The following is a 22,004-nucleotide window of genomic DNA, read 5'->3' on the forward strand; positions in this document are numbered from 1 at the left end:
CTTCCCGCCCGACGATTAGGGTTTGCCGGGTGACCGAGCACTCCCGCGATCTCGAGCTTGCCCTGCGACTGGCCGACGAGGCCGATGCGATCACCCGTGCCCGATTCGGGGCGCTGGATCTGAAGGTGGACAGCAAGCCGGATCTGACGCCTGTGTCGGATGCCGACCTGGCGGTGGAGAAGGCGGTGCGGGCGACGCTGGAGCGGGAGCGCCCCGCCGATGCGGTGCTGGGCGAGGAGTTCGGCGGCACGGCCGAATTCACCGGACGGCAGTGGGTGATCGACCCCATCGACGGCACCAAGAATTTCGTGCGCGGGGTGCCGGTGTGGGCGTCACTGATCGCACTGCTCGAGGAGGGTGTGCCGGTGGTGGGAGTGGTGAGCGCTCCCGCGTTGGCGCGGCGATGGTGGGCGGCGACGGGTGCAGGTGCCTGGACCCGGTTCGAATCCGACGAGCCGCGGGCGATCTCGGTATCGGCGGTGCGCGAGGTGACCGCGGCCAGCCTGGCGATCTCGAGCCTGTCCGGATGGCGTGACCGCGGCCTGCGCGATCAGCTGATCGCCCTGACCGACGAGGTCTGGCGCACCCGCGGCTACGGAGACTTCTTCGGCTACTGCCTGCTCGCCGAGGGCGCGGTCGACATCGCCACCGAACCCGAGGTATCGCTGTGGGATCTGGCTCCCCTGGACGTGCTCGTCCGCGAGGCCGGAGGCGCCTTCACGGCCCTCGACGGCACCCCGGGCCCGCACGGCGGCAGCGCGGTGGCCACCAACGGCCTGCTCCACGACCAGATCCTGCCCCGCCTGCGTCGCTGAGGACTACCCAGCCCGCCCTCCCTTCCGTCACAACCCACCTCTGATTCCGGGATGGCGAGAGGACGGCATGCCGGGAGGAGATGACGTCCCTTGGTCAGCCCAGGACTTTCAGGGCTGGCCAGAGGGTCGCCCACGGGGCGCGGGGTGCGCAGACGTACATCGGGGCGTGCTGTTCGTCGTTGTCGAGGCCGAGGCCGTTATCGATACGACCGGCCGGGCGAATATCGGCGCAGATGGCGGCGACGCGGCGAGGTGCGATGCCGACGGTGAGGACTTCGGTCGCGCCGGGCGGTGCGCCCCACCACCAGTAGGCGTTGTGGCCGCTGTGCGGGGTGGGCAGGTCGTAGGCGGGGCCGAAACGTTCGATCGCTCCCGCCTCGCCGTAATTGGCGGTGAGGAGTGCTGCCGAGGGGGAGTGGCGGGCGCGGGCGTCGGCGACCTGGCGAACGAATTGGGGCCAGCCGACGGTCTCGCCCGCGTCGTAGTTCACGGCCAGAACCGGCGAACCGGGCAGCGCGGTGACGGGTAGCACCGGCAGGAACAGCAGGACCGACACCGCCGTGTGCACGGCAAGCGCGGGAATCACTGCGGCCCACGCCTTCCGATGCCTGCTCAACCAGGCCACCACCGGCACACATCCGGCGGCCAGCAGCAGCGGATACATGCCGCCCAGGTAGTAGGCCTTGCCGCCGACCGCGACGAATACCACGAACAGCAGCACATACGCGACGGCGAAGGCGCGATACCGCCGCGCTTGCCACAACCGCCACAGCCCGAGCACCCACACCGGTACCACCAGCGCGCCCATCAGCACCAGTTGCAACACCACGAACATCGGCCGCGAATTCGATGTCCCCGACCCTCCCTCCGCGATGGCGCGGCTCAGCTGCCACTGCGGCCAGCCGTTCATCGCCTGCCACCACAGATACGGCAGCCAGATCAGCACCGCGACCCCGACGGCCCACGATAAATACTTGGTGGCGAACACTTTTCGCCGCCCCGCCAGCAGCAGTGCGATCACCAGGGCACCGACGGAGACGATCAGCAACGCCTTGTTCAGCAGTCCCACACCCACCAACGCACCCACGGCCAACCACCAGCGGTGATCCGGCTCGTCCCGCAGCAGCCGCAACATCACCACCACGATCAACGACCACACCGCCAGGTCGAAGACGGTGGTGCCGAACAGATGACCGGCCGCCACGACCAGGGCCGACGAGGCCACCACCCCGGCCGCCAGCGCCTGCGCCCCGCGCCCACCGCCCAATTCCCGCGCCATCCACCCCGCGCACAGGACCACCACGGTGGCCGCCGCCACGGCCGGAAGCCGCAGCAGCACAAGCGAATCCGCATCGACCGACGCCATCATCCGTGCGACAGCGGGCACCAGCGGCGGCTGATCCGCATACCCCCAGTCGAGACGCCGTCCCGCGGCCAGAAAATACAACTCGTCACGGTGGTAGCCGTATCGGTTCGCGAACGCCACCAGCACCGCCGCGAAAACGGCCGCGACGTAATACATTCCGCTACCTTGCCACACCCGCACCGCACCCGCGGCCGTCTCGCCCCACACGACCGCTCCCGGGTGCGGCAAATGTCCGAATCGGCGTCGGTCTCCCCGGCGGTCCGGCATCATCGAACCGAACCGTTCCGACCGGACGGTTATACGGTCCCGTCCGCGGTATCCCCCAGGTGAGCGTCACGTCGACGACGAATTTGCCGACCTCGCGATCGCCGTGTGTATGCTGCCGCTCGACGGCGTTCTTACTCTGGAGTAAGATAGACTTACTCGCAAGTAAGATGCTGGGACCCGATCACCCACCACCCGAGAAGACTGGTGATTATGAGCACTCGAGACACCGCAACGAAGCGACGTCCGGATTCCGCCGTCGGCCTGAATCCGCAGAAGCGCGATTGGATGGGCGCGGCCATGCGGGTCATGACGACCATCACCGGGTCGGAGCTCGCCGAGAAGTACAAGCTGCGCAAGCCCATCGAACGGGTCACCTACGAGGCCACCAAGACCGGTTTCCGCACCCTGGGCGCGGCCACCCGGGCCTTCAACAAGGTCTCCGGCGGCGGCAAGCCGAAGCGGCTGCCCGCCAACGAGTCCCGCAGCAAGGACTACTTCGACCTGACCCCGACCGACGACCAGCAGATGATCGTCGAGACGGTGCGGGAGTTCGCCGCGGAGATCCTGCGCCCGGCCGCCTACGAGGCCGACAATGCGGCCAAGGCCCCGCGCGATCTGCTCGAGCGCGCCGCCGAACTGGGCATCACCCTCATCAACGTGCCCGAGGAGCTCGAGGGTGCGGCCGCCGAGCGCGGTGCGGTCACCAACTCGCTGGTAGCCGAGGCGCTCGCGCACGGTGATATGGGCCTGGCACTGCCGATTCTGGCTCCGTCGGGTGTCGCTGTCGCGCTGTCGCAGTGGGGCACCGACGCGCAGCAGAAGACCTACCTGGGCGCCTTCACCGGGGAGAACGTGCCGCAGGCGTCGGTGGTGCTCGCCGAGCCGCGCGCGCTGTTCGATCCGTTCGCGCTGCAGACCAAGGCCACCCGCTCCCCCAGCGGCTACCGCCTCAACGGCGTGAAGAGCCTGGTCCCCGCCGCCGGTGACGCCGAACTGTTCATCGTGGGCGCCGAACTCGACGGCCGCCCGGCGCTGTTCATCGTCGAGTCCGACACCCCGGGCGTGGTGATCGAGGCCGATCCGAGCATGGGTCTGCGGGCCGCCGGCCTGGGCCGGTTGATCCTGGACAATGTCGCGGTCCCCACCGAGGCCATCCTGGGCGAGGGCGATGCTGCGCAGCGCGCCGAGGACTATGCCGACGCGGTGCGGCTGGCCCGGCTGGGCTGGGCGTCGCTGGCCGTCGGCACCGGTCAGGCCGTGCTGGACTACGTGATTCCGTACGTGAAGGAGCGCGAGGCGTTCGGTGAGCCGATCGCCCACCGGCAGGCGGTGGCGTTCATGGTCGCCAATATCGCGATCGAACTGGACGGCCTGCGCCTGGTGACGCTGCGCGGTGCATCGCGCGCGGAGCAGGGACTGTCGTTCGCCCGCGAGGCCGCCCTGGCCAAGAAGCTGGCCACCGACAAGGGCATGCAGTTCGGCCTGGACGGTGTGCAACTGCTGGGCGGCCACGGTTACACCAAGGAACACCCGGTCGAGCGCTGGTACCGCGATCTGCGCGCCATCGGCGTCGCCGAAGGTGTCGTCCTCGTCTGATCCGCCCGAACTTCGTTACGGAGACATTCCATGATCAATCTCGAACTCCCCAAGAAGCTGCGGGCCAGCGCCAATCAGGCCCACCAGGTCGCCGCGGAGATCTTCCGCCCGGTCTCGCGCAAATACGATCTCGCCGAGCACGAGTACCCGGTCGAGCTGGACACCATGGCCGCCATGGTGGAGGGCCTGGCCGATTCCGGCGCGCAGGACATCAGTGGCGCCACCGGCGGCCGCAAGGCCAAGGAGGGTGAGGCGGCCACCGACGAGCACGCCACCGAGCTGCTCGGAAACACCAACGGCGGCAATATGTCCGCGCTGATGAACGCCCTGGAGACCTCGTGGGGTGACGTCGGCCTGATGCTGTCGATTCCCTATCAGGGGCTGGGCAACGCCGCCATCGCCGCGGTCGCCACCGACGAGCAGCTGAAGCGCTTCGGCAAGGTGTGGGCCGCCATGGCCATCACCGAGCCGTCGTTCGGTTCCGACTCCGCGGCCGTGTCCACCACCGCGGTGCTCGACGGCGACGAATGGGTTCTCAACGGCACCAAGATCTTCGTGACCGCCGGCTCGCGCGCCACCCACATCGTGGTGTGGGCGACGGTCGACAAGACCAAGGGCCGCGCCGCCATCAAGTCGTTCGTGGTGCCGCGAGATGCCAAGGGCCTCACCGTCGCTCGCCTCGAGCACAAGCTGGGCATCAAGGCCTCCGACACCGCCGAGCTACGGCTCGAGGACTGCCGGATCCCGAAGGACAACATCCTCGGCAGCCCGGAAGTCAACGTGGAGAAGGGTTTTGCCGGGGTCATGCAGACCTTCGACAACACCCGCCCGCTGGTGGCCGCCATGGCCGTCGGCGTCGGCCGCGCCGCCCTCGAGGAGCTCCGCAAGATCCTCACCGAGGCCGGTGTCGAGATCGACTACGACCGCCCCGCCAACAACCAGCACGCCGCCGCCGCGGAATTCCTTCGCCTGGAAGCGGATTGGGAGGCAGCCTACCTGCTCTCCCTGCGCGCCGGCTGGATGGCCGACAACAAGAAGCCCAACTCGCTCGAGGCCTCGATGTCCAAGGCCAAGGCCGGCCGCATGGGCACCGACGTCACCCTCAAGGCCGTAGAGCTGGCCGGCTCCATCGGCTACTCCCAGCGCACCCTCCTGGAAAAGTGGAGCCGCGACTCGAAGATCTTGGACATCTTCGAAGGCACCCAGCAGATCCAGCAGCTCATCGTCGCCCGCCGGGTCCTGAACCTGTCCAGCGACAAGCTGAAGTAGCCTGCGACACAGCGAGAAAACCGGTGTGGGTCCATGACGCGACCCGCACCGGTTTTCTCGTTCCGGACTCGATCAGCTACCGCCTCGTCTGCACGACACAATCGGAACGGTGAGCATGAGCAATGATCTGGTCCTTCCGCCTCAGACATCCGAACCGATCGAGTACGTGACCGATGTCCTCTGCGGAATGACGGAACCGAACCCGGATACCCGCATCCTTGCCGACCCGGAGGAGGTCGCCGAGATCATCGATGCCGAGACCCGCTCGCGATTGACCGCAGTACTCGAACGCTTCGGTGGCACGCCCGCCGTTCTGCTGAGTGGCGGCGTGGACTCGATCTATGTAGCGTCTGTCGCCGTTGACCTCGGCTACCGGCCGCACGCCATCACGATCGTCACGGAGAACGAGTCCGATGGGGAAAACGCGAAGGCGGCATCGCGCGCTCTGGGGATCTCCCACGACGTCATCCGTCTGACCGCCGGCGAGGTGGTCGATCTGGCCGGAGATGTGATCGCGCGACTCGACACATCCGAGCTGTGGGAGGTGACCGCCGGAATACCAATCCTCGCTTCCCGGAGAAGTCTCGAGAAGATCCCCCAGCTCGGAGCGATTCTCAGCGGCGGCGGCGCCGACGCGATCCTCGCGGGCGGTACGACGTTGACCTATCCACTCGAATCCGCTGATGCCCGCGCACAGCTCGACCGACTGGCCCGTACGGAGTCGGTATCGAACTTCCGCTATCACCGCCTGGTTCCGCACTTCTACGCAGCCCTGCTGGAGCACTACGCCGACAACTTCGTTCAGACCTTCCAGACTGTTCGATGGTGGAAGATCGCGGAACGGTTTGCGCCGCCGGCACTTTTCGGCGAGCGCAACGGTCAGGCGGTCGATAAGCTCGCACTCCGCATCGCCTGTGATCACCGACTCCCCGACGGTGCGAAACACCTTGCGTGGAGCACCAAGTCACCGATTCAGCGGTCCTCCGGTCTGATGGGCACACTCGCCCTCGCCGCAAGAACCTACGCCGCCACGCTCCAGGGAGCGCAGACGTACACCGATCCGTTGACCGAGGACCCCGAAGCCGTCGCTACCCGGCTCTACCTCGCCATACTCGACCGCGACCGAGTGCGGCAGATATAGCGGGATGGTGATGCCGGGCGCTACCGCAATGACCCGCAGTGCTGGCACGAGAGAGCCGATCGTCGCGCGGTGAGGGCGGTATGCGCGACGGTTGGCGGATGATCTTCGCGGGTGCGGCCGCGAGGATTGCTGTCATGGATCCCGAACTCGAAGCATTTCTTTCGTTGTTCCCGCCTGCCGATCTCACTGATCCAATCGCCGCGCGGGAGAACTTCGCCAAATTGGCGGCGGCGGTGCCGCTGCCGGATACCTCGGGGATGGAGATCGAGGATCGGATCGTGCCCGGTGAGGCGGATGTGCCGGTGCGGGTTTATCGGCCGCTGCGGGCGCAGGGGGCGATCGTCTGGTTGCATGGTGGCGGGTTTGTCATGGGGGATGTGGAGACCGAGCATCCGTGGGCCGGCCGGATCGCGGAAAGCTCTGGGGCGGTGGTGGTTTCGGTGGGTTATCGCCTGGCTCCCGAGAATCGGTTTCCGGCCGCCTTCGATGACGCCTATGCCGCGCTGGTCTGGACGGCCGAGCACGCGGGCGAACTCGGAATCGACCCGGGGCGGATTGCGGTGGGAGGGCACAGCGCCGGTGGGGGGATCGCGGCCGCGGTGGCGTTGCGGGCGCGTGATGAGCAGGGGCCGCCCATTCGGTTCCAGCTGCTCAATCAGCCCGGCCTCGACGATCGGCAGCAGACGTGGTCGGCGCGGGAGTTCACCGATACGCCCTGGATGAATCGCGCCAAGGTCACCGCGGCCTGGGGGCACTACCTGGGCTCCGCGCCCGCGTCGCCGTACGCCGCCCCAGCCCGGGCCACCGACCTGTCCGGCCTGCCACCGGCCTACATTGCCACCGCCGAGCTGTGCCCGAACCGCGACGAAAACCTCGACTACGCGCTGCGCCTGCTGCAGGCGGGTGTATCGGTCGAATTGCACCAGTGGCCCGGCACATTCCACGGTTCGCAGGCGATCCTGTCCGCCGAGGTGTCCCAGCGCCAGCTCGCCGAACTCGCCGCGGCCCTGCGCCGCGCCCTGGCCGAATAGACCTGCAGGATCAGGTCGCGGCGGCCGGTTGGGCTTCGAGGGTTGCCCGGCCGGTCGCGGCTCGGCGGTAGTCGCTGGGACTGGTGCCCTGGATGCGTTTGAAGGCGGCGCTGAAACCGAAAGCGTCTGCGTAGCCGACGCGGTGGGCGATGGCGGCGATCGTCAGGTCGGTGCCGGTCAAGAGGTCGGCCGCCTTGGTCATGCGCCACTCGGTCAGGTAGGCGACTGGTCCTGCACCTATCAGCTCGGTGAACCGGGTGGTGAAGGTGGTGCGCGAAACTCCTGCACGCGAGGACAATTCGGCCAAGGTCCACGGATGCGACGGATCCTCGTGAATGGCGCGCAGGGCCGGTCCGACCACATCGTCACCGAGGGCGCGGTACCAGCCCGGCGTTTCGGCCTCGGGCCGGTCGAACCAATCCCGCAGCGTGCACACCAGCATCCAGTCCAGCAACCGATCCAGCACCACCTGCCGCCCCGGGCGCGAGGCGTCCAGCTGCCATTCCAGGTAGTCCCGCATCGCCGCACAGTCGTGCTCATCGGGCACGACCAGCACGGGCGGCAAGACCTGCAGCAACCGCCGCGGCACCTGCTCGGCCATGTGATAGGTCCCGGCGAGCAGAACCGCCTCCCCCGCCGCCTCGGTCGCACGGCCATCCCCCGGATCGTCGGTGAAGACGAACGGAGCCGGACCGCACACCACGGCCGCCTCACCCACCCGAATATGATGCGGCGCACCGGATTGCGGCACGATCCAGCCGTCACCGCGCATCGGCACGCACAGCGTCAGCGACGCACCCTCACCCAGGGTCAGCGCACACGGCGGCCGCAGTTCCGACCGCCCGAACAGGACTCCCCTGCCCCGCACGCCCCGCAACAGTTCGTCGAACACATCCACCACGCCAGCGTAGGCGGGCCGAACGGACGCCTATGCACCCCGGACGATCGGCCATGGCCGCGGCCGTCACCGCTCGATGGAATGGGGATATGACACGGAATAGCGACATCCTCGTTCTCGCCGCGACCGGGAAGACCGGACGGCGAGTGGTCCGCAACCTGCGCGCAGCCGAGGTCCCGGTGCGCCCGGCCTCGCGCACCAGCCCCACCCCGTTCGACTGGAGCGATCCCACCACCTGGCAACCCGCACTGACCGGTTCCCGGGCCGTCTACCTCGTCGCCCCCGACGAACCGGAACCGATCGCCGATTTCGTCGACACGGCGGTCGCCGCGGGTGTGCAGCGCCTGGTGACCCTGTCCGGGAACGGCATCGAGCACATCGACGAGCGCTTCGGGCAGGGCATGGCCGCGGCCGAGGCCGCGGTGCGCGCCTCCGGAGTGGAGTGGACGATCGTGCGCGCCAACAATTTCCTGCAGAATTTCAGCGAGGATCTCTGGCTCGACCCGCTGCGTTCGGGTCGGCTGGCCCTTCCGGTCGGCGGTGCGCTCGAACCCTTCGTCGACGTCGAGGACGTCGCCGCGGTGGCCGCGGCCGTTCTGGTCGAACCCGGCCATGCCGGAAGGGTTTACGGGGTGTCGGGACCCCGACGGGTCGGGTTCGGCGAAGCGGTCGAGGTGATCTCCGCCGCGGCCGGACGCCCCATCGTCTTCGAGGACATCACCCCCGAGCAGTACCGCGACGACCTGCGCGCCGCCGGGCAGCCCGAGGCCGTCGTCGAGGCCATGGACAGTCTGTTCGGCCTGCTCCGGGCCGGACACCTCTCCGGACTCACCGACGGGGTCCAGCAGGTGCTCGGCCGCGCACCGGGCAGCATCGAGGAGTGGGCCGGCAAGACCGCCCCGAGCGGCGTATGGGACCTGCAGGTCTGAATGTGGTTGGCGGCCAGGGAGTTGTCCGAATTTCCGCATCCCTGGCCACATCCGGCTGCTAGCGTCCACACCACGCGGCCGGTCCGGTGCGGCCGTGCGGCTAGACCGTGGCATGGAGGTGGTCGAGATGGTCTCGGTTCTGCAGGGTCTGCAGCGCAAGATGACTCGCACGGCGGAGGCCGTGCGAGGAATCGACGTACTGCGGCAACGAGGATTCATCGACCTCGGCAAACCCCGGGAGGTGCTGCGCACGGCCAAGGAGGTCAAGGTCCTGGGCCCGCAGGCAACCCAGATCAGGCATGCGGCGCGGATGTGGCCGCAGCGGACGGGCGTGATCGATGAGCGCGGACCGCTGACATACCGGCAGCTCGACGAGCAGTCCACGGCCCTGGCACGCGGGCTGCGCGAGATGGGTATCGCACCCGGCATGGTGATCGGGATTCTGGCTCGTGACCACCGCGGGCTGGTGCTGACCATGGCGGCGGCGGGCAAACTCGGTGTGCGGATGGCGCTGATGAACACCGGCTTCGCCAAACCACAGTTCGCCGAGGTGTGCCAGCGCGAGAACGTGCGAGCGGTGCTGCACGACAGCGAATTCGTCGGCCTGCTCGACGCCCTGCCGGCGGACCTGCCGCGGGTGCTCACCTGGGTCGACGAGGGCGCCGAACTTCCCACCGGCGCAACCACTCTCGACGAGCTGATCGCGGCCAACTCCACCGAACCGCTGCCGCTGCCGCAGAAGCCCGGCGGCTTCATCATCCTCACCAGCGGCACCACGGGCCTGCCCAAGGGTGCGGCGCGCAAGACGGTGTCGCCGCTGTCGACCGCCCAGATCATCGACCGCATCCCGTTCCCGCACCAGGGCACGATCATGATCGTGTCGCCGATCTTCCACAGCACCGGCCTGACCGGCTGGCTGATCGGCACCGGATTCGGCAACACCGTCGTGCTCGTCCGCCGCTTCGACGCGGAGAACACGCTGCGCCTGATGGCCGAACACAAGGTCGAGATGTTGGTGGCGGTGCCGACCATGGTGCACCGGATGGTCGAAGTGGACCCGGCGATCCGTGCGAAGTACGACCTGTCGTCGCTGAAGATCATCCTGATGGCCGGGTCGTCCCTGTCACCGGAACTCACCCTCCGCGCCACCGAGGCGTTCGGCCCGGTGCTCTACAACCTGTACGGCTCCACCGAATGCGCGGTCGCCACGGTGGCCAACCCACAGGACCTGGCGCTGGCTCCCGGCGCCGCGGGACGCTCCCCGGTCACCTGCGAGGTGGCGCTGTTCGACGACGAGGGCCGCCGCATTCACGAACGCAACGTCACCGGCCGCATCTTCGTCCGCTCCATCCTCGCGTTCGAGGGCTACACCGACGGCCGCCACAAGCAGGTCATCGACGGCTTCATGTCCTCCGGCGATGTCGGGCACTTCGACGAGCACGGGCTGCTGTTCGTCGACGGCCGCGACGACGACATGATCGTCTCCGGCGGCGAGAACGTGTTCCCCCAGGAGGTGGAGAACCTGCTGCTGGAACGGCCCGACATCTTCGACGCCGCGGTGGTCGGCGTGGACGACGTCGAATTCGGCAAGCGGCTGCGCGCGTTCATCGTGCCCGAGGCGGGCGCCACACCCGACGCCGAGGACATCAAGGCGTACGTGAAGGGCAATCTGGCCCGCTACAAGGTGCCCCGCGACGTGGTATTCCTGGACGAGCTGCCCCGCAATGCGACGGGAAAACTGCTGCGTAGGCAGCTGGTGGAGTACGAGATCCCGGCCGAGAGCAAACCGGAATAACGGAAGAGCGCCTGACCGGGCGGCACGGGGTACCGGGCCCGTAGTAATGACGTAAATCTCACAGAGCAACCTGCCAGTTATAACGGTACTGTCGGTTACAGAGACGCTGACCACAACGCGGCTGGAGTGCTTGCTAGGGTTAGCGCTGCACTGGATCTCGAAGTTGCGGTCCGCCAGCCACCCGGCGGTATCGCGGAAGGTTGTACCTATGTCAGCTGTCCTTCCGTCAGTCAGCACTGCGCTCCGTAAGGCCGGAGATCTGGCCCTGGGCGCCAACACCATGCGCAAGCGGGGGCTGTTCAATCCCCTGCGCCCCGATCATGCGGTCCGCTCCGCGCTCAATGTGGGCAAATTCGGCCCGTTCGCCGGCGTCGTCATGCACGTCGCGCAGACCACTCCGAACCTTCCCGCCCTGGTGGACGAGCGCGGCGAGATGACCTTCGGGGAGGTCGACGCCCAGTCCAACCAGCTCGCCCGCGGCCTGGCCGCACAGGGGCTGCGCCAAGGTGATGTGGTGGCGCTGCTGGCGCGCGACCATCGCGGCATGGTGCTGAGCCTGACCGCCACCGGCAAGCTCGGCGTGCGGGCGGTGCTGATGAACACCGGCTTCGCCAAACCGCAGTTCGCGGACGTGGCCGCGCGGGAGAAGGTCAAGGCGGTGCTGCACGACAGTGAGTTCGTGGAGCTGATGAGCGCCATCCCCGCCGCCATCCCGCGCGTGCTGACCTGGGTGGACGAGCAGGACGGCGTCGATCCGTCGACCCCGACCCTGGATTCGCTGCGTGCGGGGCAGTCGCCCGACCCGGTCCCCGCCCCCGAGAAGCCGGGCGGCATGGTCATCCTCACCAGCGGTACCACCGGCACCCCGAAGGGCGCACCGCGGGAGAAGGTCAGCCCGTTCATCTCCGCGCAGTTCCTGGACCGGATCCCGCTGCCCCGCAACGGTTCGATGGTGGTGGCCGCGCCCGTCTTCCATGCGACCGGCCTGTCCCAGTTCACCCTCGGCCTGGCCCTGGGCAATCGGATGATCTTCCAGCAGCGCCGCTTCGATCCGGAGACGACCCTCGCCAATATCGACAAGTACAAGGCGACCTCGCTGGTCGTGGTGCCGACCATGCTGCAGCGCATGCTCGACCTGCCGCCGGAGACCCTCGCCAAATACGACGTGTCGTCGCTGCAGATGGTCTTCGCCGCCGGATCGGCGATCCCGCCGGACGTGGTCACCCGCAGCCTCGACTTCTTCGGCGACGTCCTCTACAACGTGTACGGCTCCACCGAATGCGCGGTGATCACCGTCGCGACGCCGGAGGACCTGCGCATAGCGCCCGATACCGCGGGCCGCCCGCCGCTCGGCATCCGGCTGGCGCTCTACGACGAGAACCGCAAGCGCATCACCGAGCCGAATGTGACCGGCACGATCTTCATCGAGAACGCGCACTCGTTCAAGGCCTACACCGACGGCCGCACCAAGGAGACCGTCGACGGCATGATGTCCTCCGGCGACGTCGGCCACTTCGACGAGAACGGGCTGCTGTTCATCGACGGCCGCGACGACGACATGATCGTCTCCGGCGGCGAGAACGTCTTCCCGCAGGAGGTCGAACACCTCATCGCCAATCGCCACGATGTGCTCGAGGCGGCCGTCATCGGCGTCGACGATCGGGAATTCGGCAAACGCCTGCGCGCCTTCGTCGTCCCGGGACCCGACTCCAAGCGGGATGCCCAGGAGATCAAGAACTACGTGAAGGCCAACCTGGCCCGCTACAAGGTGCCGCGTGAGGTCATCTTCCTCGACGAACTGCCCCGCAACGCCACCGGAAAGTTGCTGCGCAAGTCGCTGGCGGAAATGGAAGCGGTCGGCGACTGATTCCATTCGGAATTGTCGTGAAGCGCCGGGAATAATGCCGTAAATGGTCGGCTAAAATCGGCGCGTGATTATCGATTCCGGCCGATCCCCGGCCCGCGAGACGGCGGCGGCGCATTCGCGTCGGGCCGCCGTGGCGCGGTTGCGCGGGGGATCGGCCGGATCGGTGTCGGGGGCGTTGTCGGTGGCGGCGCACGGCTGGGCCTCGGACGGGATGAGCCTGCAGTCCAGCACCGTGGCGCTGCTCGCGGCCGGTTCCATGATCGTCGGTGCGCTGGTGGTGGGCCTCGGTCCGTTGCGCAGCACCGCGATCGGTCTGGTCGCCGCGCTGGTGGGCGGTCAGTTGCTGGGGCATACGTCGATGTCGGTCGGCATGATGCACCACGCCAAGTCCGTATGGACCCCGACGATGGTGACCGCCCACATCCTGGCCACCGTCTGCGCCGCCATCGTGATCCTCGGCGCGGAAGCCGCCTACCGAATCGGCACCGGTGTCCTGTCCCGTGTCCTTCCGGTCCTCCTGCACACCCCACCCATCCCCGGCCCTCCGTGCTACCGCATCACCCACCGCGATCGCGTAATCCTGCGCATCTTCGCGGCGGACACCTTCCGCACACGCGGCCCTCCCCTGCCCGTTCGAGTCTGATTTCCTTACATCCACGGGCACTTTCGCGAACAGACCGATCGCGCCTCGATCTCGGGCGCTCACTCTGTGGTCCCGGCACGGCCCCTACGGAGGGCTCCCGTCATCCCGGCGTGCTTTCGGCCGGGATCCTCCGGCCGAGCACGTCGAATCGACGATGCGCCGGCGGTGCAGGCCGGAATGGCGAGAGGCCGAGTCTGCCTACCTGTGGGTGCCTCTCGAACAGGAGCACTTCCCTTGAGCATTACCGAAATTCCGGCTGCCGACTCGCAATCGGAGCAACCGTCGCCGGAGCCCTCCGGCACCGATCGACCGCAGGCCGGGAACGCGCTGCGGGCGCTGGCGATGCGGCTGCATTTCTATGCGGGTGTCTTCGTGGCGCCGTTCATTCTGATCGCCGCGATCACCGGCGCGTTGTACTCGATTGCGCCCACTCTCGAGACGATCGTGGATCGTGGTCTGCTGCACGTGGATTCGACAGGCCCCGCGCGGCCGCTGTCGGAGCAGGTGGCGGCCGCGGTCGCGACCGAGCCGGATCTCACGCTGGCGGCCGTCTCCCCCGCACAGAATGCGGGCGACACCACGCGGGTGATCTTCACCGACCCCTCGCTGGGTGAATCCGAGCGGCGGGCGGTATTCGTCGATCCTTCGACGGCACGGCCGGTCGGCACCAGTGTGGTGTACGGCAGCTCCGGCGCGCTGCCGATGCGCACCTGGATCGATGTGCTGCACAAGGATCTTCACCTCGGGCAGTTCGGGCGGCTCTACAGCGAAATGGCCGCGTCGTGGATGTGGATCGTCGCGCTGGCGGGGCTGGTGGTCTGGTGGCGGCGGGTGCGTTCGCGGCGCGAGCGCCGCTCGACGCGGTGGCTGCTGTGGCCGGACCGCTCCCGCACCGGGCGCGGCCGCACGTTGAATTGGCATGCGGCGGTGGGTATCTGGGTGCTGTTGCCGGTGCTGTTCCTCTCCGCGACCGGCATGACGTGGTCGACCTACGCCGGTGAACACGTCGACCAGCTGCGGCAGCAGCTGAGCTGGACCACGCCCGCGGTCGACACCAAGCTCCCCGGCTCGACCGGTCCGGCCGTGGCGGCGGGCGGCGAGCACGACAACCACGGTGGCGGGCATCGGATGGGTGCGCCCGTCCCCGCGGACCGAGCCGCCCAGCTGGACAAGGTGTTCGCGGTCGCGCGCGGGCACGGCATCGAGGGGCCGGTGGAGATTTCCGTCCCGTCCACCGACGGCGTGGCCTTCGTCGCGAAGGAGCGCCGCATGCCGGGGGTCTACACACAGGACTCCATCGCGGTGGACGGGAAGACCGGCGATGTCGTCGACCTCCTGCGTTATTCGGACTGGCCACTGATGGCCAAACTCACCAACTGGGGCATCGCCCTGCACATGGGCCTGCTGTTCGGCCTGGCCAACCAACTGCTCCTGCTGGCCACGATGATCGCGCTGATCACGGTGATCGTGCGGGGCTATGTCATGTGGTGGCGGCGCCGCCCGACCCGACCAGGTCTCGCCTTGGCCAAGGGCCCCCGCCGCGGCGCCCTCCGACGCGCCCCGCTGGCCCTCACCCTCCCGCTCATCGTCATCGCCGCCCTGGTCGGATGGTTCGCCCCCTTGGTAGGCATCACCCTGCTGGGCTTCCTGATCGTGGATGTGGTTGTGGGACTTGTGCAACGCCGCCGCACGCCCGCCTGAGAACGGCAGAATGGGCTCGTGCCGAAGAGTGTGAACCTGATCAGGTCTCGCGTGCTGTCCGATGTCGCCGAGTACGCCTACGCCGCCACGGCGCCGGCGGAGGCGCGGCTGATCTTCCTCGCCGGTGCCTGCCCGCTGAACGCCGACGGCAGCACGGCAGCCGTCGGGGACTACGCGGGCCAGGCGGCGAAGGCGGTCGAAAACCTGAGGATTGCGCTGCGCGAGGCGGGTGCCGAACTCGAGAATGTGATCAGCACGCGGGTGCTCGTCGCATCCTCCCGGCAGGAGGACCTGATCACGGCCTGGGAGGTTGTCCGCGACACGTTCGGTGAGCACGATGCGCCCAGCACACTGCTGGGCGTCACGGTGCTCGGCTATGACGACCAACTGGTCGAGATCGAAGCGGTTGCCGCCGTGCTGGATTGACGTCAGGGGCAGCAGTTCGGGTCCAGGACCACGCAGAGGGCGGTGAGGGCGTCGCGGCGGGGGCGGTGGAAGGTGTTCATGCCGCGGCGTTCGGATTCGATCAAGCCGGCCTTGCGGAGCTGGCCGAGGTGATGACTGACCGTCGACTCGGATAGGCCGACCGCCGTGGCGAGGTCGCCGCCGTTCTCCTCGCCGAGGGGGCTGGTCAGGAGCAGCGACATCAGTTTGACGCGCACCGGATCGGCAATCGCCTTGAGCCGCAAGGCAACCTGCAGGGCATCGTCGTCGCCGACCGGTCGCGCGGCGACGGGCGGGCAGCAGACCGGGGCGGACATATCGATGACGGGCAATGCCTTGGGCATGAGATCAACAGTACCCGAGGCATTGACATATGTCGAAAAGGTGAGCAGACTCGGTCACGTCGGTTCTTCGACATATGTCACACAAGTGGAGGTTCCCCCATGTCCCGCATCCAACTCGCCCTCAACGTCGACGACCTCGATCAGGCCGTCACGTTCTACTCGACCCTCTTCGGCGCCGAACCCGCCAAGCGCAAGCCCGGCTACGCCAACTTCGCCATCGCCGAGCCCCCGCTCAAGCTGGTGCTCATCGAGAACTCCGGCCACGGCGGCAGCATCAACCACCTCGGCGTCGAGGTCGAAACCTCCGACCAGGTACATACCGAGATCGCCCGCTTGTCCGAGGCGGGCCTGTTCACCGAGGAGCAGATCGCGACAACCTGTTGTTTCGCCACTCAGGACAAGGTGTGGGTCACCGGTCCCGACGCCGAGCGCTGGGAGGTCTACACCGTCCTGGCCGACACCGAAACATTCGGCACCACAACCGAACTCACCGATGCCGAGGCCGTCCAGGCCTGCTGCGGCACCGCCGAGGACGCCGCCGCCGAGGGCGCGTGCTGCGGCACCGATGCCAAGCAGAAGGCCGTGGCGTCCGGCGCGAGCTGCTGCGGCTGACCCGAGAGCGAGGGAAGTCACCTGCCGTTCGCTTGCTCCCGGATTCGATATTTGTCAATATAGATGGATGTCGAAGTCGGAACTGCCGTTGAGTGTGGCCTCGTCCTGCGAGGCCACACCTCGCACGAGGCCGCCGCTGACCGCACGGGACGCGACCGAACTGGCCGCCCTGTTCAAAGCGCTGGCCGATCCGGTGCGACTGCGGCTGTTGTCGGCGATCGCTTCCCGCACCGGAGGCGAGGCGTGCGTCTGCGACCTGTCCGAGGGCATCGACGTCACGCAGCCGACCGTCTCCCATCATCTGAAGGTGCTGCGCGAGGCCGGCCTGCTGACCAGCGAACGCCGCGCCTCCTGGGTGTACTACCGCGTGGTTCCCGAAGCACTGCAACGACTTTCGCACATGCTGGCGATCGAGGCGGGCATGGGAGTGACCGCATGACGACGGTCGAACGCCCGGCCGTCGTAGGCAAACTGTCGGGCCTCGACCGGTTCCTGCCGGTGTGGATCGGCGCGGCGATGGCAGTGGGCCTGCTGCTGGGCCGCCTGATTCCGGGCTTGGGCACGGGACTGTCGGCGGTCGAGTTCGACGGAATCTCGCTGCCGATCGCGATCGGCCTGCTGGTGATGATGTATCCGGTGCTGGCCAAGGTCCGCTACGACCGACTGGACACCGTCACCGCCGACCGCGGCCTCCTGCTCGGCTCACTGATCCTGAACTGGGTGATCGGGCCCGCGCTGATGTTCGCGCTCGCCTGGCTGCTGCTGCCCGACCTGCCCGAATATCGCACCGGCCTGATCATCGTCGGCCTGGCCAGGTGCATCGCGATGGTGATCGTCTGGAACGACCTCGCCTGCGGTGACCGGGAAGCCGCCGCCGTACTGGTGGCGCTGAACTCGCTGTTCCAAGTCGTCATGTTCGCCGTGCTGGGCTGGTTCTACCTGTCGGTGCTGCCCGGATGGCTCGATCTGGACCAGACGACGATCGACATCTCACCGTGGCAGATCGCGACATCCGTGCTGATCTTTCTCGGCATCCCATTGCTGGCCGGATTCCTGACCCGCCGCCTCGGCGAAAGGGCAAGGGGCCGTGCCTGGTACGAGTCCGCGCTGCTGCCGCGACTGGGACCGTGGGCGTTGTACGGGCTGCTGTTCACGATCGTCATCCTGTTCGCCCTGCAGGGCAAGCAGATCACCTCTCATCCCGTGGATGTCGTGCGGATCGCGATCCCGCTGCTGGCGTACTTCGCGCTCATGTGGGGCGGCGGCTACCTGCTCGGCGCGCTGCTGCGGCTGGGCTACGCCCGCGCCACGACCATGGCATTCACCGCCGCGGGCAACAACTTCGAACTCGCTATCGCCGTCGCGATCGCCACCTACGGCGCCTCCTCCGGCCAGGCTCTCGCCGGTGTCGTCGGACCTCTCATCGAGGTCCCCGTCCTGGTGGGCTTGGTCTACGTCTCTCTCGCCCTGCGCAATCGCTTCCCCACCACTTGAAAGCCTCATGGTGCCAATGTCTTCCATACCCAGTGTGCTGTTCGTCTGCGTACACAACGCCGGACGCTCCCAGATGGCCGCCGCATTCCTCGCCCATCTCGCGGGAGACCACGTCGAGGTGCGTTCCGCGGGCTCCACCCCGGCCGGCCGGGTCAATCCGGCTGTGGTGGAGGCAATGCGGGAGATCGGCATCGACATCTCCGCCGAAATGCCCAAGGCCCTCACTACCGAAGCGGTCGAGGCGTCGGACGTGGTGATCACGATGGGCTGCGGTGACGCCTGCCCCTACTTCCCGGGAAAGCGCTATCTGGACTGGACACTCGACGACCCTGCCGGGCATGGCATCGACGCGATCCGCCCGATTCGCGACGAGATCGAGCGCCGGATCCGCGGCCTGCTCGACGAACTCGGCATTCCGTCACGGGCATGACGATCGCTACCGGGTGAGCCGGCCGCCGGCGACGCTCTTGGTGAAACTCCGTCGGCCCGCCAGATCGTGGCGGGGTCGATACGTTGCGTTCGACGTCGGATGCGGTGCAACCAGATTCGTGCTGGGTCGGCCGAGCGCCCACTGAGCGGCGGCGTGTGCTTCCGCGCAGAAGGTGATGAGCCGAAGCCGATCGGCGGGGTTGTAGTCGGCATCGACGACCTCGGCACGTAGCTCCAAGACACGTTTGTGGAGCAGCCGCGCGTCGGCGGGCTCCAGCCCGCTGCGGGCGTGCCGGACAGCGGTCAGGACTCTGCGTTGAAGATCATCCATCCCGGGCCCCTCCCCCCTGTACGAGCCGCACCCCATGCCGTCCCTCCGTCCTGGGCGCCGACAACGACGATGCGCCTGTGACCGGATTACCTCGGCAGGCGGCAGGCAAACCAACTCACGCATCGAAGAAGGTTGTCCGCCAATAAGGTTCAGATAACGACCCACCACGCGACAATTACGGTTTCATAAACTGCGGTCCGGGTATTACCTATTGCAGCGATTCTCCAGGCGGTTGGCTGTCGAGAAAAGGCACCGGCGTCTCCCCGATCAATAGTTGAGGACGAGAGGTTGCATGCCATGACCCAGTACCGATGGCGCTCGCCGCGCCACCCGGTCGGCTCCGAACGGTCTCGGGATACGAAGCAGTTGCGGGTCCGGCATCGAACCACCGGATCGGCGGTCGTGCTACACGTCGATGGAGACGTCGACCAGAGTACAAAGGCCGCCTGGCACAATCACCTCGAGCTCGCCGTCGCCCTGGTCCCAGCCGGCGGTGCGGTGGTCATCGATCTATCACGGTTGGGCTTTCTCGGTTCGGCGGGGCTGCACGTCCTGACCGATGCCTCCAGTCTGGGCAAGACAGCCCGAAAGACCCTGTGTCTGGCGCAGGTACCGCCGGTGGCGGCCTGGATGCTCACCGTCGCGGGCTTGGACGAACAGATCCCCCAGTACCCCGACATCGCCACGGCGCTGCGGCGTATCGGCACCGATACATGCAGGGGACGTGTAGATCCGGGGGAGGACGTGTAGACCATGGACACGGATGATCTCGATCACAGACTCGCCGAGCTGGCGGCACGCGCGGCAGCTACGACGGAGAGCATTCGCCTGGAAATTGCCTACCAGGATCCGGAAAGCCCGAACGCCGCGAAACTCAACCAGTTGCTGACCCTCCTGGAAGAGGCCAGGGCAATGATTCGAGGTCTGCAGCAGTCCCAGTCCGACTGACTTTTACTCGGCCTTACACCTTCTGAATGATCCACTTCGCAATATGTTTCTACTTGGAGCAGTGCTGCAGTTATCTGACGAGAGCGACGAACGGTGAACAGCCGCAACCCTTCTCGCGGTTCGCACCCACTACGGCGGGTCGTAGTGGGTGCGAAGGCGCACGAAGGGTGCGGCTGTTGGTTTCCCGGTTAGGCGCTACCTATGGGATATGGGGCCTTCCGCGGTGAAGGGGGCGGGCCTCGACGCCGGCTTGCGGACGGGTGGGTCTGCGCTGAAGGCGTAGGTCCCGACCGCGTAGGCGATCGCGCCGGTGTTCACCGTCAGCGCCCTGTCACTGATGTTGGTGGTGGTGTCGCAGGGACGGTGGTAGCAGGGGTCGTAGGGCTGGCCTGCCTGGCCGCCGAACATCTGCTGTTCTTCGGGTGTCTTGATGCCCTCCGCGCCGGTGAACAGGCCACCGGCCGGGATTCCGACCGCGATGAACGGGCCGTAGTCCGAGCGACCGTCGAACGGCGTGGGGACATGCGGGATGCGGAGGAAGTCGAAGTAGCGGGCGAAGGTCTTCTCGATCTCGGCGGATCCGGGCGGTCCTCCCTCGCTGCCGTCATAGATCTTGTACGCGAAATTCGGCGAACCGATCATGTCGAAGTTGAGATAGAGGGCGATCTTGTTGCGTTCGGCCTCCGGCAGATTCGCCACGTAGTGCTCGGAGCCGAGCAGGCCGAGCTCCTCGGCGCCCCACCACGCGAACCGGACCTTGTTCCGCGGCTGGAACGTGGCCATCTGCAGTGCGACCTCCAGCAGACCCGCGCTGCCGGAACCGTTGTCGTTGATGCCCGGGCCGTGGACCACGGAATCGAGGTGCGCCCCCGCCATGACGACCTTGTCGGGGTTGCCTTGTTTGGTCTCCGCCACCACGTTGTGTGTCGTGCGGATCATGCTCTCGGTATCGGTCTTCAGCCGGACGACCGTATTCGCCGGGGAGGCGAGGTCCTCGCCGACGGCGAAGCTCGCGCCGACCACCGGCACGGTGATGCCCGGCTCGCCGAGCGTCCCGGCGAAGGTATCGGTACGGCCCGGCTGCCCCTCGTTGAAGATGATCACGCCGGAGGCCCCGGCGGCCTGCGCATTTCGGGCCTTGTCGCCGAAGGGGCAGGTGCCGCGCTGCAACAGGGCGATATTGCCGCGGGTGAAGCCGGCGAAGTCCGCGGCCTCACAGCCCGAGGTCGAGGAGTTCGGCTCCGGCCCCGGCGGCAACACGAGATCGACGCCCTGCACCGTCCCGGTCGTCTCGCCCGAGCCCGAATAGGTCAGGGTCGCGAAGTCGCCGAGTTCCTCGCCGTCCGGCGGCGTCGGCTTGTACGTCTTGGGCTCGGGTGAGACCTGCTCCATGACTGCCGTCGACCGTTCGCGGAAGAACGGAAAATCGAACTGCTGCGTCGTCACCTGGTAGCCCGCGCTGCGGAGCCTTCCTGCCACATAGTCGCGGGAGGCGTCGTAGCCGGGAGTGCCCGCGGCGCGGGTGCCGCCGTTGGCGTTGGCGATGTTCTGGAACTCCTGCAGGTGCCTGCTGATATTGGGCGGCTGGACCGAGTTGGCCAATTGTCGCTCGGGTGGCGCACCGGGGTCGGCGGTCGCGGACTCCGTCAGCACGAGCGGTAGTACGAGCGGCAGAGCGACGGCCGCGGCGATGACGCGGCCGGTTCTCGCACGGCGGAAGATGCGGGTCATATCGGCTCCTCCAAAGAAACGGGTTAATCCCGATGATCGGAGTCAAGCCGATATGTCGCCTTTGTGAAACCTCAACGGAAAAAATAAGGTAAGGGGTTGACGGCCTAGTCGGTGGTGGGAGCCTCCGGAGTCTCCGGGTTTTCGTGAACCAGCTCCTTGACCGGGCGCAGCACGACCCAGGCGACGAAGGCCAGGGCGACCACGACCATGCCGATGCCCGCCCACAGGTTGGGGTTCCAGCCACCGGCGCGGGCGCGTTCCTCCGCGGTCTCGCCCACCAGGCCGGTGACGACCAGGATCACGCCGTAGCAGCCGAGCAGCGCGCCTACGATGGTACGGATATCGAAAAGCAT

23 protein-coding genes are annotated in these 22,004 nt (G+C 67.4%); 17 read left to right on the forward strand and 6 right to left on the reverse strand.

Annotated features, from left to right (window positions below):
* The first annotated feature begins 29 nt into the window (after window positions 1–29).
* Window positions 30–815, forward strand: coding sequence for a histidinol-phosphatase (gene hisN, locus IU452_RS00410; RefSeq protein WP_195106845.1), 786 nt, complete (start codon window positions 30–32; stop codon window positions 813–815).
* A gap of 94 nt (window positions 816–909) precedes the next feature.
* Here the strand turns inward: hisN and IU452_RS00415 are convergent, their stop codons facing one another.
* Window positions 910–2,388: a glycosyltransferase family 39 protein gene (locus IU452_RS00415; RefSeq protein ID WP_324192365.1), complete on the reverse strand. Its 1,479-nt coding sequence runs from the start codon at window positions 2,386–2,388 to the stop codon at window positions 910–912.
* A 264-nt stretch (window positions 2,389–2,652) separates the two neighbouring features.
* On the opposite strand from IU452_RS00415, the gene IU452_RS00420 reads away from it, so the two are divergent.
* The 4 genes from IU452_RS00420 to IU452_RS00435 all read left to right on the forward strand — a co-directional run bounded on the left by IU452_RS00420 (window position 2,653) and on the right by IU452_RS00435 (window position 7,485).
* Entirely contained in the window at window positions 2,653–4,044 is a 1,392-nt protein-coding gene (locus IU452_RS00420; RefSeq protein WP_416382254.1) for an acyl-CoA dehydrogenase family protein, read from the forward strand.
* A 30-nt stretch (window positions 4,045–4,074) separates the two neighbouring features.
* Window positions 4,075–5,313: an acyl-CoA dehydrogenase family protein gene (locus tag IU452_RS00425; RefSeq protein ID WP_195106847.1), complete on the forward strand. Its 1,239-nt coding sequence runs from the start codon at window positions 4,075–4,077 to the stop codon at window positions 5,311–5,313.
* 115 nt (window positions 5,314–5,428) lie between these two features.
* Window positions 5,429–6,454, forward strand: a complete 1,026-nt coding sequence (locus tag IU452_RS00430; RefSeq protein ID WP_228816346.1) for an asparagine synthase C-terminal domain-containing protein — start codon at window positions 5,429–5,431, stop codon at window positions 6,452–6,454.
* A gap of 80 nt (window positions 6,455–6,534) precedes the next feature.
* Entirely contained in the window at window positions 6,535–7,485 is a 951-nt protein-coding gene (locus tag IU452_RS00435) for an alpha/beta hydrolase (RefSeq protein WP_416382268.1), read from the forward strand.
* Window positions 7,486–7,495: 10 nt separating this feature from the next.
* On the opposite strand, the gene IU452_RS39100 is transcribed toward IU452_RS00435, so the two are convergent.
* Window positions 7,496–8,383, reverse strand: a complete 888-nt coding sequence (locus tag IU452_RS39100; RefSeq protein WP_195106849.1) for an AraC family transcriptional regulator — start codon at window positions 8,381–8,383, stop codon at window positions 7,496–7,498.
* A gap of 89 nt (window positions 8,384–8,472) precedes the next feature.
* Here IU452_RS39100 and IU452_RS00445 point away from each other — a divergent pair, with 89 nt between their 5' ends.
* The 6 genes from IU452_RS00445 to IU452_RS00470 all read left to right on the forward strand — a co-directional run bounded on the left by IU452_RS00445 (window position 8,473) and on the right by IU452_RS00470 (window position 15,744).
* Entirely contained in the window at window positions 8,473–9,312 is an 840-nt protein-coding gene (locus IU452_RS00445; RefSeq protein ID WP_195106850.1) for an NAD(P)H-binding protein, read from the forward strand.
* A 127-nt stretch (window positions 9,313–9,439) separates the two neighbouring features.
* Window positions 9,440–11,107 (forward strand): acyl-CoA synthetase, encoded by a 1,668-nt coding sequence (locus IU452_RS00450; RefSeq protein ID WP_195106851.1) that lies wholly within the window; start codon window positions 9,440–9,442, stop codon window positions 11,105–11,107.
* Between the two features lie 208 nt (window positions 11,108–11,315).
* A complete protein-coding gene (locus IU452_RS00455; protein WP_195106852.1) occupies window positions 11,316–12,974 on the forward strand; it encodes an acyl-CoA synthetase in 1,659 nt (552 codons plus the stop codon).
* A 64-nt stretch (window positions 12,975–13,038) separates the two neighbouring features.
* Window positions 13,039–13,617 (forward strand): hypothetical protein, encoded by a 579-nt coding sequence (locus IU452_RS00460; RefSeq protein ID WP_324192367.1) that lies wholly within the window; start codon window positions 13,039–13,041, stop codon window positions 13,615–13,617.
* Window positions 13,618–13,851: 234 nt separating this feature from the next.
* Window positions 13,852–15,318, forward strand: coding sequence for a PepSY-associated TM helix domain-containing protein (locus tag IU452_RS00465; RefSeq protein WP_228816253.1), 1,467 nt, complete (start codon window positions 13,852–13,854; stop codon window positions 15,316–15,318).
* A gap of 18 nt (window positions 15,319–15,336) precedes the next feature.
* Window positions 15,337–15,744 (forward strand): RidA family protein, encoded by a 408-nt coding sequence (locus IU452_RS00470; protein WP_195106854.1) that lies wholly within the window; start codon window positions 15,337–15,339, stop codon window positions 15,742–15,744.
* Between the two features lie 2 nt (window positions 15,745–15,746).
* Here the strand turns inward: IU452_RS00470 and IU452_RS00475 are convergent, their stop codons facing one another.
* A complete protein-coding gene (locus IU452_RS00475) occupies window positions 15,747–16,106 on the reverse strand; it encodes an Rv2640c family ArsR-like transcriptional regulator (protein ID WP_195106855.1) in 360 nt (119 codons plus the stop codon).
* 99 nt (window positions 16,107–16,205) lie between these two features.
* On the opposite strand from IU452_RS00475, the gene IU452_RS00480 reads away from it, so the two are divergent.
* The 4 genes from IU452_RS00480 to IU452_RS00495 all read left to right on the forward strand — a co-directional run bounded on the left by IU452_RS00480 (window position 16,206) and on the right by IU452_RS00495 (window position 18,642).
* The gene (locus tag IU452_RS00480) at window positions 16,206–16,718 is read left to right on the forward strand and encodes an ArsI/CadI family heavy metal resistance metalloenzyme (RefSeq protein WP_195106856.1); all 513 of its coding nucleotides are present in this window, start codon (window positions 16,206–16,208) and stop codon (window positions 16,716–16,718) included.
* Between the two features lie 67 nt (window positions 16,719–16,785).
* On the forward strand, window positions 16,786–17,157 hold the full coding sequence (locus tag IU452_RS00485; RefSeq protein WP_195106857.1) for an ArsR/SmtB family transcription factor: 372 nt from the start codon (window positions 16,786–16,788) through the stop codon (window positions 17,155–17,157).
* On the forward strand, window positions 17,154–18,212 hold the full coding sequence (arsB, locus tag IU452_RS00490) for an ACR3 family arsenite efflux transporter (RefSeq protein ID WP_195106858.1): 1,059 nt from the start codon (window positions 17,154–17,156) through the stop codon (window positions 18,210–18,212). Before IU452_RS00485 ends, arsB begins: the two co-directional genes overlap by 4 nt.
* Before the next feature lie 16 nt (window positions 18,213–18,228).
* Window positions 18,229–18,642 carry an arsenate reductase ArsC gene (locus IU452_RS00495; RefSeq protein WP_195106859.1) on the forward strand — a complete coding sequence of 138 codons (414 nt, stop codon included), beginning with the start codon at window positions 18,229–18,231 and terminating at the stop codon, window positions 18,640–18,642.
* 6 nt (window positions 18,643–18,648) lie between these two features.
* Here IU452_RS00495 and IU452_RS00500 read toward each other — a convergent pair whose 3' ends face one another.
* A complete protein-coding gene (locus IU452_RS00500; protein WP_195106860.1) occupies window positions 18,649–18,972 on the reverse strand; it encodes a hypothetical protein in 324 nt (107 codons plus the stop codon).
* Window positions 18,973–19,269: 297 nt separating this feature from the next.
* On the opposite strand from IU452_RS00500, the gene IU452_RS00505 reads away from it, so the two are divergent.
* Both IU452_RS00505 and IU452_RS00510 read left to right on the forward strand, forming a co-directional pair.
* Window positions 19,270–19,722, forward strand: coding sequence for an STAS domain-containing protein (locus IU452_RS00505; protein WP_195106861.1), 453 nt, complete (start codon window positions 19,270–19,272; stop codon window positions 19,720–19,722).
* Window positions 19,723–19,725: 3 nt separating this feature from the next.
* Entirely contained in the window at window positions 19,726–19,920 is a 195-nt protein-coding gene (locus IU452_RS00510) for a hypothetical protein (protein ID WP_195106862.1), read from the forward strand.
* A gap of 195 nt (window positions 19,921–20,115) precedes the next feature.
* On the opposite strand, the gene IU452_RS00515 is transcribed toward IU452_RS00510, so the two are convergent.
* Window positions 20,116–21,651: a M28 family metallopeptidase gene (locus tag IU452_RS00515; protein WP_195106863.1), complete on the reverse strand. Its 1,536-nt coding sequence runs from the start codon at window positions 21,649–21,651 to the stop codon at window positions 20,116–20,118.
* Window positions 21,652–21,755: 104 nt separating this feature from the next.
* Window positions 21,756–22,004, reverse strand: a complete 249-nt coding sequence (locus IU452_RS00520) for a hypothetical protein (RefSeq protein ID WP_195106864.1) — start codon at window positions 22,002–22,004, stop codon at window positions 21,756–21,758.

It is taken from the genome of Nocardia transvalensis (assembly GCF_015477765.1).
GTDB classification, from domain to species: domain Bacteria; phylum Actinomycetota; class Actinomycetes; order Mycobacteriales; family Mycobacteriaceae; genus Nocardia; species Nocardia transvalensis_A.

Bases quoted from the DNA above. Each gene is read 5' to 3' on its own strand.
- IU452_RS00425 (WP_195106847.1), top strand. From the start codon at position 4,075: ATGATCAATCTCGAACTCCCCAAGAAGCTGCGGGCCAGCGCCAATCAG.
- IU452_RS00430 (WP_228816346.1), top strand. From the start codon at position 5,429: ATGAGCAATGATCTGGTCCTTCCGCCTCAGACATCCGAACCGATCGAG.
- IU452_RS00435 (WP_416382268.1), top strand. From the start codon at position 6,535: ATGCGCGACGGTTGGCGGATGATCTTCGCGGGTGCGGCCGCGAGGATT.
- IU452_RS00445 (WP_195106850.1), top strand. From the start codon at position 8,473: ATGACACGGAATAGCGACATCCTCGTTCTCGCCGCGACCGGGAAGACC.
- IU452_RS00450 (WP_195106851.1), top strand. From the start codon at position 9,440: ATGGTCTCGGTTCTGCAGGGTCTGCAGCGCAAGATGACTCGCACGGCG.
- IU452_RS00455 (WP_195106852.1), top strand. From the start codon at position 11,316: ATGTCAGCTGTCCTTCCGTCAGTCAGCACTGCGCTCCGTAAGGCCGGA.
- IU452_RS00475 (WP_195106855.1), bottom strand. From the start codon at position 16,106: ATGCCCAAGGCATTGCCCGTCATCGATATGTCCGCCCCGGTCTGCTGC.
- IU452_RS00480 (WP_195106856.1), top strand. From the start codon at position 16,206: ATGTCCCGCATCCAACTCGCCCTCAACGTCGACGACCTCGATCAGGCC.
- IU452_RS00485 (WP_195106857.1), top strand. From the start codon at position 16,786: ATGTCGAAGTCGGAACTGCCGTTGAGTGTGGCCTCGTCCTGCGAGGCC.
- arsB (WP_195106858.1), top strand. From the start codon at position 17,154: ATGACGACGGTCGAACGCCCGGCCGTCGTAGGCAAACTGTCGGGCCTC.
- IU452_RS00495 (WP_195106859.1), top strand. From the start codon at position 18,229: ATGTCTTCCATACCCAGTGTGCTGTTCGTCTGCGTACACAACGCCGGA.
- IU452_RS00500 (WP_195106860.1), bottom strand. From the start codon at position 18,972: ATGGATGATCTTCAACGCAGAGTCCTGACCGCTGTCCGGCACGCCCGC.
- IU452_RS00505 (WP_195106861.1), top strand. From the start codon at position 19,270: ATGACCCAGTACCGATGGCGCTCGCCGCGCCACCCGGTCGGCTCCGAA.
- IU452_RS00510 (WP_195106862.1), top strand. From the start codon at position 19,726: ATGGACACGGATGATCTCGATCACAGACTCGCCGAGCTGGCGGCACGC.
- IU452_RS00515 (WP_195106863.1), bottom strand. From the start codon at position 21,651: ATGACCCGCATCTTCCGCCGTGCGAGAACCGGCCGCGTCATCGCCGCG.
- IU452_RS00520 (WP_195106864.1), bottom strand. From the start codon at position 22,004: ATGCTTTTCGATATCCGTACCATCGTAGGCGCGCTGCTCGGCTGCTAC.